Consider the following 14262-nt stretch of genomic DNA (forward strand, 5'->3'; position numbering starts at 1 on the left):
TCGCATGTTTTCGGTAATTATTCCGCTTTATAACAAAGCCGATCACATCGAAACCGCCGTGGCATCCGTACTCCAGCAGACCTTTTCGCGGTTTGAGCTTATTGTCATCAACGATGGGTCAACCGACGGGAGCGAACAACGACTGGCGGCTGTCAACGACCGGCGGCTGACCGTAATCAGCCAGCCGAACGCGGGCGTATCGGCGGCTCGAAACCGGGGCGCTTCGGTAGCCCAGTACCCGCTGCTGGCGTTTCTGGATGCCGACGATTGGTGGCACCCGGATTTTTTAAAAGAATTGCACGCCCTGATCACCGACTTTCCTGATGCGGTGCTGTATGGCAGCAATTATTATTACGTCAAATACGGTCAGAACCGGATCGAGGACAAAGGATTGGCGCCTGGTTTCACGGCTGGCTACATCGACTACGTAGCGTTGTACGCATCCAGGTTTTGCGTGCCCATTAACTGTTCGTTCGTAGTAGTTCGCAAAATGGCGTTTGAGGCAGTGGGCGGTTTCAAAACGGCATTACGTATGGGTGAAGATTTTGATTTATGGATTCGGCTGGCGCTGTATGGGCGGGTAGCCTATGTAAACAAGGCGCTGGCGTATTCGAATCAGGATGTTGCCAACCGCGCTACTGGCGAAACTCACCTATACCCGCCACAGGCTCACGTTACGTTTAATCTGTCTTTTCTCCGGCAGACCGAGGAGACATTGCCGGTGTTGAAAAAACTCACCGATGGGCTTCGCGTTCGATCGATGCTTCCGTATTATCTGGCGGGTCAATATACCGAATCGGTAGCGCAGGTACTTCGGCAAGTGAATTTTTCTGAGCAACCTGTTCGGTTTCGGCTGCTATACCGATTGCCCAAAAAGTGGGTACAAGCCTATTTTCAGGCCAGACAACTAGGGGCTGCGGCCAAACGAATCCTGGCCAGTCTAGGTCGGTAACAATATTCTATACATGAAAACCCGACTTCTGTTTGTGTTTGGTACCCGGCCCGAAGGAATCAAATTGGGTCCGCTCATTCAGGAGTTCCGAAGGTATCCATCGCGCTTCGAGCTGATAATCTGCGTGACGGGGCAACACAAAGAAATGCTGGCACCGGTGCTGGACCTGTTCGCGATCACGCCCGATTATGATCTGGCAATCATGAAAGACGGCCAGGATCTGACGGAGATGACAGCCTGTATTCTGGTTCGTATGCGCGATGTGCTGACCGCTAGTAAGCCAGACCTGGTGTTTGTACACGGAGACACCGTTACGTCGATAACCGCAGCTTTGGCGGCATTCTACCAAAAAATAGACGTAGCGCACATTGAAGCCGGGCTGCGAACCGGCAATCGCAACAGCCCCTGGCCGGAGGAAACGTATCGTGAGCTCACCAGTCGGATGGCTACCTATCACTTTGCGCCCACCCAACAGGCACAGCATAATCTGTTGAAGGAAGGTATTCAGCCGCAGCAGATCATCGTTACGGGCAATACGGTTATTGACGCCCTTCAAACGATCGTCCGGCGGATTGATGCCGACAATACAATCGAATCCGGACTGCTGGAAACCATTCGGCAGGCGGGTTATGATGCCGGTCGGCTCAAGCGGGAAAAACGGCTGGTGCTCATTACCGGGCACCGGCGCGAAAATTTCGGTCAGGGAATGCGGAATATATGCTGCGCGCTTAAGGCCCTAGCCACACGCTATCCCGACACCGATTTTGTGTATCCTGTTCACCTAAATCCTGTGGTCCAGCAAACGGTTCGCCAAACCCTGGGTGCGCAGCCCACGGAGAACATTTTTCTTATCAAGCCACTGGATTATCTGGCTTTTGTGTACCTGATGAAAACCTCGTATCTGATCCTGACCGATAGCGGTGGCATTCAGGAAGAAGCGCCGAGCTTGGGAAAACCGGTGCTGGTCATGCGCGATGCCACCGAGCGGCCCGAAGCGGTGGATGCCGGTACGGTTAAAATCGTGGGTACCGATCCTGACCGGATTACAGACGCAGCCCGTCTGCTGCTCGATGATCCATCTGCGTTCGCAAAGATGGCTACGGCGCGTAACCCCTTTGGCGACGGTACAGCCTCCGCAAAGATCGTGGCCTATTTCCAGGATCGTATTCCAACGTGATTCCTAAAATTATTCATTACTGCTGGTTTGGCCGGGGGAAGATGCCCGCCAGCGCAACGTCTTGCCTGGAATCCTGGAAAAAGTTTCTGCCCGATTATGAACTTCGGCTTTGGAATGAAGATAGTTTCGATGTCCAGCAGGTGCTGTACGTAAAGCAGGCCTACGAAGCCCGGAAATTTGCCTTCGTCACGGACTACGTACGGCTTTATGCCCTGTATCATGTCGGGGGCATTTACATGGACACGGATGTGGAAGTGCTGAAAAGCCTTGATCCGTTGCTCCATCTGCCTGGCTTTTCCGGTTTTGAGAGCGATACCGAGATACCGACCGGTATTATGGCGACTGAGCAGCATAACCCCTGGGCGAAAGAACAGCTTGATTACTATTTCGACCGGCCTTTCCTGAACCAAGACCAGTCAATTAATTACACCACTAACGTTGAAATCATTTCCCGATCGATGCAGGCCAACGGCTTCGCCCTGAACAATACGTATCAGGTCTACAACGGCTGTATGCACATCTTTCCGAAGGACTATTTCTGCCCCAAAACCAGAGCGGGCGAGATCATTCTGACGGAGCATACGTACTGCATTCACCATTTTGAAGGGTCCTGGCAGCCCGTCCGGCATAAGCTTAAGAAGTTCATCGTTCGGCGGCTGCTGGGCGTTGCTCTGACCAAGTTCCTCGTCCGGGCCAAACGCCGGCTCGTAAAACGCATTTCATGAACAGCGAAGCCTATAGTCTCGTCACGCACGTTCCGCGCTATTTCACCCGTAAAGGCATTACGGCGTTTGTGGCGATAACGGTTCTGACGATCGTGCTTTTTTTTCATCGGATTATCCCTATACCGTCCCTGGTTTTCAACCTCGTTGAGGTCATTTTTTTCTTTCGGCTGTCTTCGACCTTGTCCGTGCGCTGGGCGGACTTATCGACGCTTACGTTCACGAAGCGGCTCACGAAAGTGGCCTTTGCTATCCGCCTGGCCTGGGTTGTGTTCAGCTATTTCTATTACCAGTTCACTACGGGGCAGCCCTTTGAGTTCCAGAGCGCAGACTCGCTGGGCTACCACAACGAAGCCATCTGGCTGGCGGGTCTGTTGAAAGACAATAAATGGCCGGTTTACGTCGCCTACATTGGCAAGAACTATTCCGATCTGGGGTACCCGACCTACCTCGGAGTTCTGTATTACGCCTTTGGGGATTACGTCCTGATTCCGCGCCTGATCAAGGTGCTGTTGGGGAGCCTGACCTGCCTGCTGGTCTATAAAATCGGCAAGAACAACTTCGGCGAAAGTACCGGACGGATGGCGGGTATAATGGCGATGCTGGTGCCGAATCTGATCTATTACTGTGGCCTGCACGTCAAAGAAACCGAAATGGTGTTCCTGACCGTCTGGTTCGTGTATCTGGGCGATAAGCTGATCCGGAATCGCAAAATAAAAGCGGGTGATCTGAGCCATCTTTTTCTGATCGGGGCGCTGCTGTTTCTGTTCCGAACCGTTCTGGCGGCCTGCCTGATCGGCTCGCTGGGGCTGGCTACGTTGCTGACCTCCCGGCAGGTGTCGATCCTCAGCCGACGCGTCAGCCTGCTCATGGTGCTGGCCGTGGCGTCGCTGCTGATTGTCATTACGCCCGTTGGCGACAACATTACCGAGTACCTGCACGCCAGCGATCAGAGCCAGAGCAAGCAGATGTGGAGTTTTTCGGTGCGGGAAGGGGCCAACAAACTGGCGCACCACGGATCGAGAGGGGTATTTCTGCCGTTTATGCTCATGGCTCCGTTTCCCACTTTGGTTTATATCTACGACCAGCAAAATACGATGATGCTCGGGGGCGCTTACTTTACCCGGAATGTATATGCCTTCTTTGTGTTTGTGGCCTTGTTTATCCTCTACAAACGAAAACAGCTGAAAGGACACGTCTTGCTGCTGGCCGTTATCTTTTCCTATGTGTTCGTGTTAGCGTCCAGCGGGTTTGCCCTGTCGGAGCGCTTTCACCTGCCCCTGGTTCCGTTCCTGCTCGTGCTGGCGTCCTACGGTGTGTCGCAGATGAACCAGCAGAACCGACGCTACTACGTTCCTTATCTGATCCTGATCGGGCTGCTGGTGATAGGCTGGAACTGGTTTAAACTGGCTGGTCGCTCGTAGGGGCGTATGCGTATCTTAATCGTTTGCAGCGGTAATCGGCCTGATTTCGATGTGCAGAAACATCAGGCGTTTATCTACGATCAGGTCGAAGCCCTGAAAGCTGTGGATGCCAACCTTGCATTCGATTACTTTTTTATCACCGGCAAAGGGGTACGGGGGTATCTGAAGTGCTTCCCGCAATTAAAGCGACAACTGACGCGTGGACGTTACGACCTGATTCATGCGCACGTTGGCCTAGCGTCGCTGCTGGCGAATCTGCAACGGCGCGTGCCGGTGGTGTCTACATTTCACGGCTCGGACATCAACGACGCCCGGCTGAGATTCCTGTCGCTGCTGGCGGAGCTGTTAAGCCGAAGCACAATTTATGTCAGCCCGTATCTGAGACAAAAAGCGATCTACGCCAGCCCTAAAACGAGTCATGTGATTCCCTGCGGGGTTAACTTTTCGTTGTTCAGACCGAGGTCGAAACCACAAAGCCGTCAGCGATTCGGGCTATCTCCCGACAAAACGTATATTCTGTTTTCGTCGGACTTCGCCAACCCGGTTAAAAATTATAAGCTGGCGAAACAAGCCATTGACCAACTGGATGACGCTTCGATTGAGTTGCTGGAACTGAAAAATTACACGCGCGAAGACGTAGCGTTTCTGTTGACGGCCGTCGATCTCGCCCTGATTACGTCGTTTTCGGAAGGATCTTCGCAGTTTTTGAAAGAAGCGTTAGCCTGCAACTGCCCGGTGGTGTCGACGGATGTCGGCGATGCCTGGCTGGTCATGCAGGGCATCGCGGGCTGCTACGTCACTACCCACGAGCCGGAGGCCGTAGCGGCTGGTATACGTAACGCCCTGGCGTATACAGGTCCCATACAGTCACGCGACCATATCGCCCGGTTTGATAATCAACACATTGCCCAGCAAATTCGCGATGTCTATTACCAGCGCTGATCACGAGCCTTCTGACCTGGTCATTATCGACTACGGGGCGGGAAACCTGCGCTCGGTCGAGAAAAAATTCGAGCGGGTTCATGGGCGGGTTCGGGTGTCGTCGGACCCGCGGGTCATTGCAACGGCGGGTAAACTGGTTCTGCCGGGCGTCGGGCATTTTGCCAGTGGCGTGAGAAGATTAAAAGAATCGGGCATTTGGGATGCGCTGAACAAAGCGGTGCTCATTGATCAAACGCCTATACTGGGCATTTGTCTGGGTATGCAGCTCATGGCCCGTCATAGCGAAGAAGGAAACGCCGAGGGCCTGGGCTGGTTCGACGCCGACGTCGTTCGGTTTCGGGTGAGCGACAAGCTGACCCACAAAGTACCGCACATTGGCTGGAACACGGCCGAGCCGACCAAACCGTCTGCCTTGTTTGCCAACATCGCCGATGCGGCTTCGTTTTACTTCGCCCACTCGTATTACGTTGTCTGCCACAACCCGCAGGATGTAGTAACGCAAACGACCTACGAAACGCCTTTTGCGTCGGTCATTCAGAAAGGGAACATAGTGGGTACGCAGTTTCACCCCGAAAAGAGTCACGATCTGGGTGAGCAGCTGATCCGAAATTTTGTCGATCTGTAAGCGGATCATTTGCTTATGAGTTGTTAGGGCTTTATCCCAGATGTTCAGACCGCGCGTTATTCCGCTTTTACTGCTTAGAAACAAGGGATTGGTTAAATCGGTCCGGTTTAAAAACTACACCTACATCGGTGATCCGATCAATGCCGTTCGGATTTTCAACGACCGCAAAGCCGATGAACTGGTGCTGCTCGACATTCTGGCTACGAGCCAGAACCGCTTCATCGACCTGGACGTAGTGCGGGCGGTTGGCGACGAAGCGAACATGCCCGTTGCTGTGGGCGGAGGTATCCAGACGATACAGCAGATTAAAGCGTGTATCAACGCGGGTGCCGAAAAGGTGATCATCAACTCAGCCGCCATCCAGAACCCTGCCTTTATTAAAGAAGCCGCCGACGAATTCGGCAATTCAACCATCGTGGCTGCTATCGACGTCAGGAAAAATCTGCTTGGCCGGAAACGCGTGTACGCGGAAGGAGGCAGCCGGTCGACGGGGCTCGATCCGGTTCAGTGGGCGCAGCAACTGGCCGCCAACGGTGCCGGTGAACTGCTGGTAACGTCCATTGACCACGATGGGATGATGCAGGGGTACGATCTACCGTTGATTCAGACGCTGGCGGCTGCCGTCGAGATACCCGTGATTGCGGTTGGCGGAGCGGGTTCGCTGGCCGATCTGAAAGCGGCTACGCAAACGGCTTATGCCTCGGCTGCGGCTGCCGGTTCGCTCTTCGTCTATCATGGTCCCCGCAAGGCCGTGCTGGTCAATTACCCCGGCAACGATACGTTACAAACCTTGTTTAGCCCATCATGAGCGTTTGCGCAAAAGGAGTCTGGGACGAAACCATTCCCGGAATTTCGTTCGACGAACGGGGCGTGTCGAACTTCTGTGTCTTGCAGGAGAAACTCATGTCCGATTACCCACGGGGCGCAACCGGACAGGCCGACTGGGCTGAACGGGTGCGGGTCATGAAGGCCGCCGGTAAGGGTAAGCGGTATGACTGCGTTCTGGGCGTCAGTGGCGGTGTCGATAGTTCGTATTTAATCCACTTAGCAAAGCAATACGGGCTGCGGCCGCTGGCCGTTAACCTCGACAACGGCTTCAGCAGCGAAATTGCCGTGCAGAACATCTTCAACGTAACGTCGGCACTGGGCGTTGATCTGGAAACCTACGTAATCGACTACGAAGAAATACAGGATTTACTGCGGGCGTACATGAAAGCGGGGTTGCCCTGGATCGATGCGCCCACGGACCTGGCCATCAAAGCAACGATGTACAAGGTGGCGCGCTCAGAAGGCATTCAATACATTCTGCGGGGTAATGATTTTCGGTCGGAGGGGAAGCAGCCGAAAGAGTGGACCTACGCTGATGCAAAACAACTGCGGTTTATTCACCGGAAGTTTGGCGTGCCCGTTCCCCTGAAAACTTATCCCCTGCTGACCCTGCCCCGGCTGATTTACGCCGGTCTGGTGAAGGGCATACAAGACATTCGCCCATACTATTACCTTGACTATACCAAGCAGGAGGCCCGCAAGGTTCTGATGGATCGCTATGACTGGAAAGACTACGGTGGACACCACCACGAAAACCTGTTCACCAAGTTCGCGATGACGTACTGGCTGCCCCAAAAATTCGGCATCGACAAACGAAAAATCACGCTGTCGGCCCAGGTGCTGAATCAGGTCATCAGCCGGGAGGAAGCGCTGGCGCAGTTAGCGCACCCCCCCATAACGGACAGCGAAGGAGAACAACTACGGGCGTACATTACCAAGAAGCTGGCCTTGTCTCCGGACGAATTTCAACGCATCTGGTCGGCACCCGTTAAGAGTCCGTTCGACTATCCGTCGGATTACGCCCTGATTTTTGGGCTGGTCAAGCGGTTTCGGCCGCTTATCAAACGAGTTTATGCCTTCACGCCCATGTCGGTTTCAGCTAACGACATAATCGAAGCCAAGGGGTAATGGAGAAAGGGGCAATGAATACCGATAAGGCAGTTTGGGCAGTTTCTAGGCGGGCGATGGGCGAATCCTACCAGTATAGCACCCTAACGGAGCTAACGTCTGAGCTGGAAACGCAGATTTCGGCCTTTCTGGAAACCTGTCCTGGCTTTCATTATTTTCAATCGCCCGCTTTTTTCAACGTTTGCCATGCATCGAAGAAGCTCAGGCCGTACTACGTCATTGCCTGGCAGGACGGGGCCATTACAGGCGTGTTACTTTATTTCAGACAAAGACAAATTGCCCTGCCGGTAGCGGATTTCCTGACGAGCCGAATCCTGATCTGGGGAGGGCCGGTGGTCCGAAACCAGGTCTCGGCGGTAGCGGACGGCCTGCTTCGTCACTACCAGAACACTGGCCCGAACGTCATGTACACGCAGGTCCGGAATCTGGTCGATACGTCTGTCTACCGGGATCAGTTCAGGCGGTATGGCTTTTGCTACGAAGAACACCTAACCCTTATTGTCGATCTGAACCGGTCCGAGACTGCGCTTTGGCAGGACGTATCGACGAAACGGCGTAACCAGATCCGACGGGCTGAGAAAGAAGGCTGCATCGTCGAAAGACAAGATTCGCTCCCCGCGCTGAGGGCCAGTTATGCCATCCTGAAAGAAGTGTATGAACGAGCGAAGTTACCCCTGCCGGATTTTAGCCATTTTGAAGCGTTGCACCAGCAGGCCGATGCTTATTCGGGGTTACAGGTCTTTACGGTAAGCTGGCAGGGCGAAATCATCGGTTGTATGCTTTGCCTAGCGCATGGGAACTGGCTATTCGATTACTACGCGGGTGCCTACCGCCAGCATTATAACAAATACCCCAATGATCTGCTGCCGTGGTGGGTACTGCTGTGGGCCAAGGAAAACGGGTTTACGCAGTTCGACTTCGGCGGGGCTGGCAAACCCGGAGTGCCCTACGGGGTGCGTGATTACAAAAAGCAGTTTGGCGGAGCGCTGGTGAACCACGGCCGATACGAACGTACTACGTATCCCCAGCTGTTCGCCCTAGTTACCAGTGCGTTCAGGCTGTGGCAACGGTTTTTCTAATGATTCCGCGCTTTACTACGTCATTTTCGATTCGCGATGCCTGGGGGGCAGTGGAGGCTTTGTGGGCAGACGAATTGCCGGGGACTCCACTGTATGTGCCTTTATTTCCGGCGGCAGCGACCTATGAGGTCCGCAGCGCCAGAGCCGGAATGACGTACGCGCTAGGGGCGCTGCAGCTCAAGCCCGGTGCTCGCATCGGCGTTCAGCCCTACACCTGCTCATCGGTGATGAACGCCATTCAGGCGGCTGGTTTCAGGCCGGTCTTTGTTGATGTTGATGAAACGCTCACGCTGGATATCAACGATTTAGTCCGTAAGGTCACTCACCTGGATGCGCTTATTGTTACGTACACGTTCGGTAGGGTGGCCAACATCGAACAGATCAGGGCGCTAACCCAAAACATACCGGTTATCGAAGATTGCGCCCACGCTTTTGGCACCCGTTACGAAGGTGTACCGGTCGGCAATTTCGTTGACATGGCCGTTTTTTCGTTTGGTCTCGGCAAATTTCCGGCCCTCGGCGGGGGAGGGCTGCTGGTTGTCAACAACCGGCAATACGTTCCGTCAGTCAGCGAACAGGTACGTCAGTTTAAACCGATCCCGATGCCTGGTGAGCTGGCTTTCATCGGCCGCCAACTGATCAACTCCCTGTTGTATTCGAGAGCGGGGTACGAGTTGATGTACCGACTTTTCAAGACTCGTTTGATGAACAGAGGAAAGCAGCCGGACAACCAGGCTGACCTGGGAAACGCGATGCCCAGGGTCGTGCAGTGGTGGCTACGGTCGAACACCGATCGGGTTGAAGCCGCCTTTGCAAAGCAGCGACGAAACGCGCTGGCGATTATTCGCAAACACAACGCTACGTTCCGATTTGTCCAAAATCAGGGTCCGGACAGCGGCTGTTTCGCACTGGTTTGCGTAACCGAGTCGCGGGATGCCCTGTTCGATCACCTCGTTGAGAGCGGTATCGCTGCCGGGAAACATTTCCAGTACGCGCCGTTGTGGGCGGCTCAGTTCGGCTACCAGCGTGGAGACTGCCCAACGTTTGACCGGCTGGCCGAACAGATTGTTACGATTCCCTGCCATGATGCACTGACCCAAGACGACCTATCTAGCATTGACGAATCGCTCGCCCGATTTGCAAACAGCAACCTGGTCAAGCAGGAATCGCCTTCTTTTTCATGAAACCGAAACGGATACTGGTCGATATCAATCACCCAGCTCACGTCCATTTGTTCCGGCATTTTATTGGCGAGATGCAGGCGGCAGGCTACGAGGTGTTTGTTACGGCTAAGCAGGTGCCGTCAATTGTTGACCTGCTCACCCATTACGAAATCCCGTTCACGCCCGTTGGCCGTAAGAAAGATGGGATGATGAGCAAATTCATCGCCGAGTTTTTTCATCTGTTGCGCGTGTTGCGGCTGGTTGTTACGAAACGGATCGGGTTGGGCATTGGCGTGTCGATGGTGCTGCCCCTGGTGTCGAAGCTGACCAGCATGAAATCCATTTGCCTGGACGACGATGACGTAGCGGTTACCCCGTTATTTGCTCGCTTTGTTGCGCGGGCGGATGTGATTCTGACGCCCAGCGCCCTGGCTTACGAGCAGCGGGGAGCCAATCACATCAGCCACCCCAGCTTTCATGAACTAGCCTATCTGCACCCGAATCGGTTTGTGCCTGACCCCGCTGTACTGGACGAGGCAGGGGTTTCTCTGGACGAGCCTTTTTTTGTGCTCCGATTCAATGCCTTCAAGGCGCACCACGACGAAGGGGCGACCGGACTGTCGATACAGCAAAAGCGGGCGCTGATCGCGCTGCTGAAACCGCACGGTAAAGTCTTTATCACCACGGAGCGTGCCATTGATCCGGAACTGGAGCTATACCGACTGCCGGTTGCCCCCGAGAAAATTCATTCGCTCATGTACTACGCTACGTTGTTCGTCGGCGACAGCCAGACTATGACTTCGGAAGCCGCGGTACTGGGTACACCCGCTGTTAAGCTGAACACCTTTGCGGGTCGCCTGTCGATACCCAACGAACTCGAACAGCGCTACGAACTTTGTTACGCCTTTCTGCCGCCCGATTTTGACCAGATGCTCGCTCGCCTGAAACAAATGCTGGAAACGCCCGACCTGAAAGCGGAGTGGAGCCGCCGACGGGCTGCGATGCTGACGGATAAGGTTGATCTGACTGCCTTTCTGGTTGCGTTTGTTACTCACTACCCCGAGCGTTCCAGATCAGATGCCCCGCCTGTGGCTCAGCAGTCGATCTCCTGATTTGCCGACGGAGTAAGTCCATACCGTTCTTCCAGTCGCTTTGATGGATTTTACGCTGAAGAAATACCAGGCTTTACTGGCATGCTTGGGCGAAGCGAAGTACTCGTTTCAAACCTTCGCCGACTTTCTGAGCGATGCCTGTCCGAAAGCGGTCATTCTGCGGCACGATGTTGACCGGCGACCCGAATTTGCCCTCCGGTTTGCCGAACTGCAACGGGCGATGGGGGTGCGGGGAGTTTACTATTTCAGGGCCGTACCACAGAGTTGGGACGAATCAATTATTCGGAAAATTGCTGCGTTGGGGCATGAAATTGGCTACCACTACGAATGCCTGACAACCTGCAAAGGCGATGTAACACTCGCGATTCGGGATTTCGAGAAAAATCTGACTGCTCTTCGTCGCCTGACCCCGGTTGTTACGATCTGTATGCACGGCAGTCCGATGTCGCGGTTCGATTCCAGGGACCTTTGGAAAACGTATAACTACCGCGATTTTGGCGTGATCGGCGAACCGTATTTCGATCTTGATTTCGCAAACATATTATACCTAACCGATACCGGGCGCCGATGGGATGGCGGGGCGGTCAGCGTTCGGGATAAGGTAAATTCGGGTTTTGATCTGGTGTTTCGCCAGACGGACGACATTATCGGGGCGGCCCGAACGCAGCGCCTGCCGAAGCAGATCATGTTTACGTTTCATCCCCAGCGCTGGAGCGATGACCCGTTCGTCTGGCTGGAAGAGGTCGTTTCTCAGAACGTCAAGAACGTAGTGAAAACGCTTTTTTTCGTCAAAGCCTAGCGGAAGAACTTGTGCTACGTATACACCCATGAATACCGAAATAATGAATCATCGGCCGCCGTTTCGCCATACGTTTATCGGCCTGCATCGATCCGGTAGCAATATATCTTTATCCAATAAGGCTCTCAACGTTTTGAATCAACCCAGTACCCATCAGCACAATCCGGTTAATCAGTGTTTTAGATTTGTAATCATCAGTTCGTGTCCGGAAGACTGGGGAGGCAGTGAGGAGTTATGGGGCGGCAGTGCGCAGTTGCTGGCTGAGGCTGGCCACCGGGTATTCGTCTTCAAGACAAAAGTAAACGCGCAGCACCCACGCATAATCGGTTTGCGGGCGGCAGGCTGCATCGTTACCGATCTTTACCACCTGTCACCTCTGCCGGAAAGCTTGTCGGCCGAAACGGACTGGACCCTCCAAACCCTCGATCACAATCTGCGGGCGATTCAACCGCACCTGACCCTAATCGCCCAGGGTAGCAACTTCGACGGAATGGCCTTCGCCGACCTGTGTCGACGCATTAATACGCCCTTCGTCATCATTGCCCAGAAAGCGGTTGACGCCCTATACCCGCCGGACAGCGAGCGGTTACGGTATCAGCAGGCGTACCAGGCTGCTGCCTGCGCTTTCTTCGTTTCCCAGCACAATCTCGACCTGACCCGCCTTCAACTGGCCCTGCCCTTGCCGAATGCTAAAGTTATTCTCAATCCGGTAAACGTACCGTATGCGGTTGCCCCCAACGATACGTTCCCGGCAATGGACGGCGCAGTCCGTCTGGCCTGTGTAGCGCGCTTGTTTATCCTCGAAAAAGGGCAGGATATGCTGCTGCGGGTGCTGGCTCAGGACAAATGGCGGTCGCGGTCTCTTTACGTTACGTTGTTTGGCGAAGGACCTAACCGCGTCGCTCTGGAGGAGATGGCTCGTTTTCTGAACGTAACGGACCGGGTTCAGTTTGCGGGGCAGGTGGCTGATCCGGCCACTATCTGGCAAACGCATCACGCCCTAATCCTGCCCTCACGTAGCGAAGGGTTACCGCTGGCCCTCGTTGAAGCGATGCTGTGCGGACGTCCGGCCATTGCGGCCAGCGCGGGCGGCATTGCCGAAGTGCTGGTCGACAACGTAACGGGTTTTCTGGCGGTTACTCCATCCGATACTGCACTTGACGACGCCCTCGAACGGGCCTGGACCCAACGGACCGAATGGCCAGCGCTGGGGAGAGAAGCTGCTCGGCACATCCGCGCCGTAACCCAACCCAACGCCCTGCAACAGTTTACGGAGCAGATACTCGATTTAACCCGCGAACTGAATCCTCCGGCCGATCCTAACGTGATTGCGGACCAGCCGCTCGTCTCGATTATTATTCCGACTTATAATCGGGCAGATCTCATCGAACGGGCCATCCGAAGTGTCAGGAGGCAGACGTACACTAGTTGGGAACTGATCGTTGTCGATGACGGATCGACGGATGATACTCGTCAGCGAATAAGTAAGGTTAGTGACGTAACGTATCATTACCAGGAACGCCAGGGGCAGGGGGCCGCCCGCAATACCGGGTTACGCCACAGCCGGGGTGAGTACGTTGCCTCGCTCGACTCCGACGATGAATGGTACCCGAACTTTTTGGCCGAAAGCATCGCCATGCTGCAAAAACACGAGTTAGACTTCGTATTTTCAAATTACCTAAACAGCCTGGGCAATGATGCCTGCATGAATTTTCTGAGGCAGCCCGATGGTCGGCAGCGCTACTGCACCCAGTCCGACGAGAACTGGTGGCTGCTGAAACCAGATCAGGCTCGCCACCTCATGATCGAATCCTGCCCGGCCATTTCTTCGTCCATGGTCATGCGCCGAAAAACGATGCCACTGGCCTGGAACGAAACCATGCTCATTGCCGATGACTGGTGTCTGTTGTTGGACATGGTGCTGACCCGGCCCTGCAAGGTGGCCTTCACACTGACCCAGAATTGGTACAAACACATCCACGACAGCAACATTTACGACCAGCGGGATGCGGCCCAGGTAGCCCAGGAATTAGGGTTTCACGACGAAAAACTGCTTCTCAAACGGTTTCAACACCTGCTACAGCCCACCGAACGGGCCATCTTCTGCAAACGGATCGGGTTTCACCATCTCAAATATGCGTCCATGAGCCGAAGGCGGGGAGCGCCATTGATTCAGGTGGTGAAGCACGTTGTCATCGGTCTGAGCATGGCCCCAGCGCCGATGAGCCGCCGAATTCTCAAAAAAATATGGGTTCGGGCTCGTCCATTCCTCAAAAAACAACTGACCTTCTAGACCCGTATCGGGTACCGG

13 protein-coding genes are annotated in these 14262 nt (G+C 54.5%); all 13 read left to right on the forward strand.

Annotated features, from left to right (window positions below; all coding sequences use genetic code 11):
* Nucleotides 1–4: 4 nt before the first annotated feature.
* Genes ACYVIY_RS27705 through ACYVIY_RS27765 form a run of 13 tightly spaced genes read left to right on the forward strand, consistent with a single transcriptional unit; the run spans nt 5 to nt 14244 of the window.
* Nucleotides 5–952 (forward strand): glycosyltransferase family 2 protein, encoded by a 948-nt coding sequence (locus tag ACYVIY_RS27705; protein WP_460979890.1) that lies wholly within the window; start codon nt 5–7, stop codon nt 950–952.
* A 13-nt stretch (nt 953–965) separates the two neighbouring features.
* Nucleotides 966–2129: a non-hydrolyzing UDP-N-acetylglucosamine 2-epimerase gene (wecB, locus tag ACYVIY_RS27710; protein ID WP_460979891.1), complete on the forward strand. Its 1164-nt coding sequence runs from the start codon at nt 966–968 to the stop codon at nt 2127–2129.
* Nucleotides 2126–2854: a glycosyltransferase family 32 protein gene (locus ACYVIY_RS27715; RefSeq protein ID WP_460979892.1), complete on the forward strand. Its 729-nt coding sequence runs from the start codon at nt 2126–2128 to the stop codon at nt 2852–2854. Before wecB ends, ACYVIY_RS27715 begins: the two co-directional genes overlap by 4 nt.
* Nucleotides 2851–4275 (forward strand): glycosyltransferase family 39 protein, encoded by a 1425-nt coding sequence (locus ACYVIY_RS27720; protein ID WP_460979893.1) that lies wholly within the window; start codon nt 2851–2853, stop codon nt 4273–4275. Before ACYVIY_RS27715 ends, ACYVIY_RS27720 begins: the two co-directional genes overlap by 4 nt.
* A 6-nt stretch (nt 4276–4281) precedes the next feature.
* Complete coding sequence (locus ACYVIY_RS27725) at nt 4282–5217, forward strand: glycosyltransferase (RefSeq protein WP_460979895.1); 936 nt, start codon at nt 4282–4284, stop codon at nt 5215–5217.
* Nucleotides 5198–5842 carry an imidazole glycerol phosphate synthase subunit HisH gene (hisH, locus tag ACYVIY_RS27730; protein WP_460979897.1) on the forward strand — a complete coding sequence of 215 codons (645 nt, stop codon included), beginning with the start codon at nt 5198–5200 and terminating at the stop codon, nt 5840–5842. Before ACYVIY_RS27725 ends, hisH begins: the two co-directional genes overlap by 20 nt.
* A gap of 40 nt (nt 5843–5882) precedes the next feature.
* Nucleotides 5883–6650: an AglZ/HisF2 family acetamidino modification protein gene (locus tag ACYVIY_RS27735; RefSeq protein ID WP_460979898.1), complete on the forward strand. Its 768-nt coding sequence runs from the start codon at nt 5883–5885 to the stop codon at nt 6648–6650.
* Nucleotides 6647–7798 (forward strand): N-acetyl sugar amidotransferase, encoded by a 1152-nt coding sequence (locus ACYVIY_RS27740; RefSeq protein WP_460979899.1) that lies wholly within the window; start codon nt 6647–6649, stop codon nt 7796–7798. Before ACYVIY_RS27735 ends, ACYVIY_RS27740 begins: the two co-directional genes overlap by 4 nt.
* Nucleotides 7798–8877, forward strand: a complete 1080-nt coding sequence (locus ACYVIY_RS27745) for a lipid II:glycine glycyltransferase FemX (protein WP_460979900.1) — start codon at nt 7798–7800, stop codon at nt 8875–8877. The genes ACYVIY_RS27740 and ACYVIY_RS27745 overlap by 1 nt, the downstream gene beginning before the upstream one ends.
* Nucleotides 8877–10061, forward strand: a complete 1185-nt coding sequence (locus ACYVIY_RS27750; protein WP_460979901.1) for a DegT/DnrJ/EryC1/StrS family aminotransferase — start codon at nt 8877–8879, stop codon at nt 10059–10061. Before ACYVIY_RS27745 ends, ACYVIY_RS27750 begins: the two co-directional genes overlap by 1 nt.
* On the forward strand, nt 10058–11152 hold the full coding sequence (locus ACYVIY_RS27755) for a DUF354 domain-containing protein (protein ID WP_460979903.1): 1095 nt from the start codon (nt 10058–10060) through the stop codon (nt 11150–11152). Before ACYVIY_RS27750 ends, ACYVIY_RS27755 begins: the two co-directional genes overlap by 4 nt.
* A gap of 43 nt (nt 11153–11195) precedes the next feature.
* Entirely contained in the window at nt 11196–11951 is a 756-nt protein-coding gene (locus tag ACYVIY_RS27760; protein WP_460979904.1) for a polysaccharide deacetylase family protein, read from the forward strand.
* 28 nt (nt 11952–11979) lie between these two features.
* Nucleotides 11980–14244 carry a glycosyltransferase gene (locus ACYVIY_RS27765; protein WP_460979905.1) on the forward strand — a complete coding sequence of 755 codons (2265 nt, stop codon included), beginning with the start codon at nt 11980–11982 and terminating at the stop codon, nt 14242–14244.
* The last annotated feature ends 18 nt before the right edge of the window (nt 14245–14262 follow it).

The organism is Spirosoma knui (assembly GCF_054780635.1).

Excerpts from the sequence above, each read along its gene's own strand:
- ACYVIY_RS27725 (WP_460979895.1), top strand. The coding sequence starts at position 4,282 with ATGCGTATCTTAATCGTTTGCAGCGGTAATCGGCCTGATTTCGATGTG.
- ACYVIY_RS27735 (WP_460979898.1), top strand. The coding sequence starts at position 5,883 with ATGTTCAGACCGCGCGTTATTCCGCTTTTACTGCTTAGAAACAAGGGA.
- ACYVIY_RS27755 (WP_460979903.1), top strand. The coding sequence starts at position 10,058 with ATGAAACCGAAACGGATACTGGTCGATATCAATCACCCAGCTCACGTC.
- ACYVIY_RS27760 (WP_460979904.1), top strand. The coding sequence starts at position 11,196 with ATGGATTTTACGCTGAAGAAATACCAGGCTTTACTGGCATGCTTGGGC.
- ACYVIY_RS27740 (WP_460979899.1), top strand. The coding sequence starts at position 6,647 with ATGAGCGTTTGCGCAAAAGGAGTCTGGGACGAAACCATTCCCGGAATT.
- ACYVIY_RS27750 (WP_460979901.1), top strand. The coding sequence starts at position 8,877 with ATGATTCCGCGCTTTACTACGTCATTTTCGATTCGCGATGCCTGGGGG.
- hisH (WP_460979897.1), top strand. The coding sequence starts at position 5,198 with ATGTCTATTACCAGCGCTGATCACGAGCCTTCTGACCTGGTCATTATC.
- ACYVIY_RS27765 (WP_460979905.1), top strand. The coding sequence starts at position 11,980 with ATGAATACCGAAATAATGAATCATCGGCCGCCGTTTCGCCATACGTTT.
- ACYVIY_RS27720 (WP_460979893.1), top strand. The coding sequence starts at position 2,851 with ATGAACAGCGAAGCCTATAGTCTCGTCACGCACGTTCCGCGCTATTTC.
- ACYVIY_RS27745 (WP_460979900.1), top strand. The coding sequence starts at position 7,798 with ATGGAGAAAGGGGCAATGAATACCGATAAGGCAGTTTGGGCAGTTTCT.
- wecB (WP_460979891.1), top strand. The coding sequence starts at position 966 with ATGAAAACCCGACTTCTGTTTGTGTTTGGTACCCGGCCCGAAGGAATC.
- ACYVIY_RS27705 (WP_460979890.1), top strand. The coding sequence starts at position 5 with ATGTTTTCGGTAATTATTCCGCTTTATAACAAAGCCGATCACATCGAA.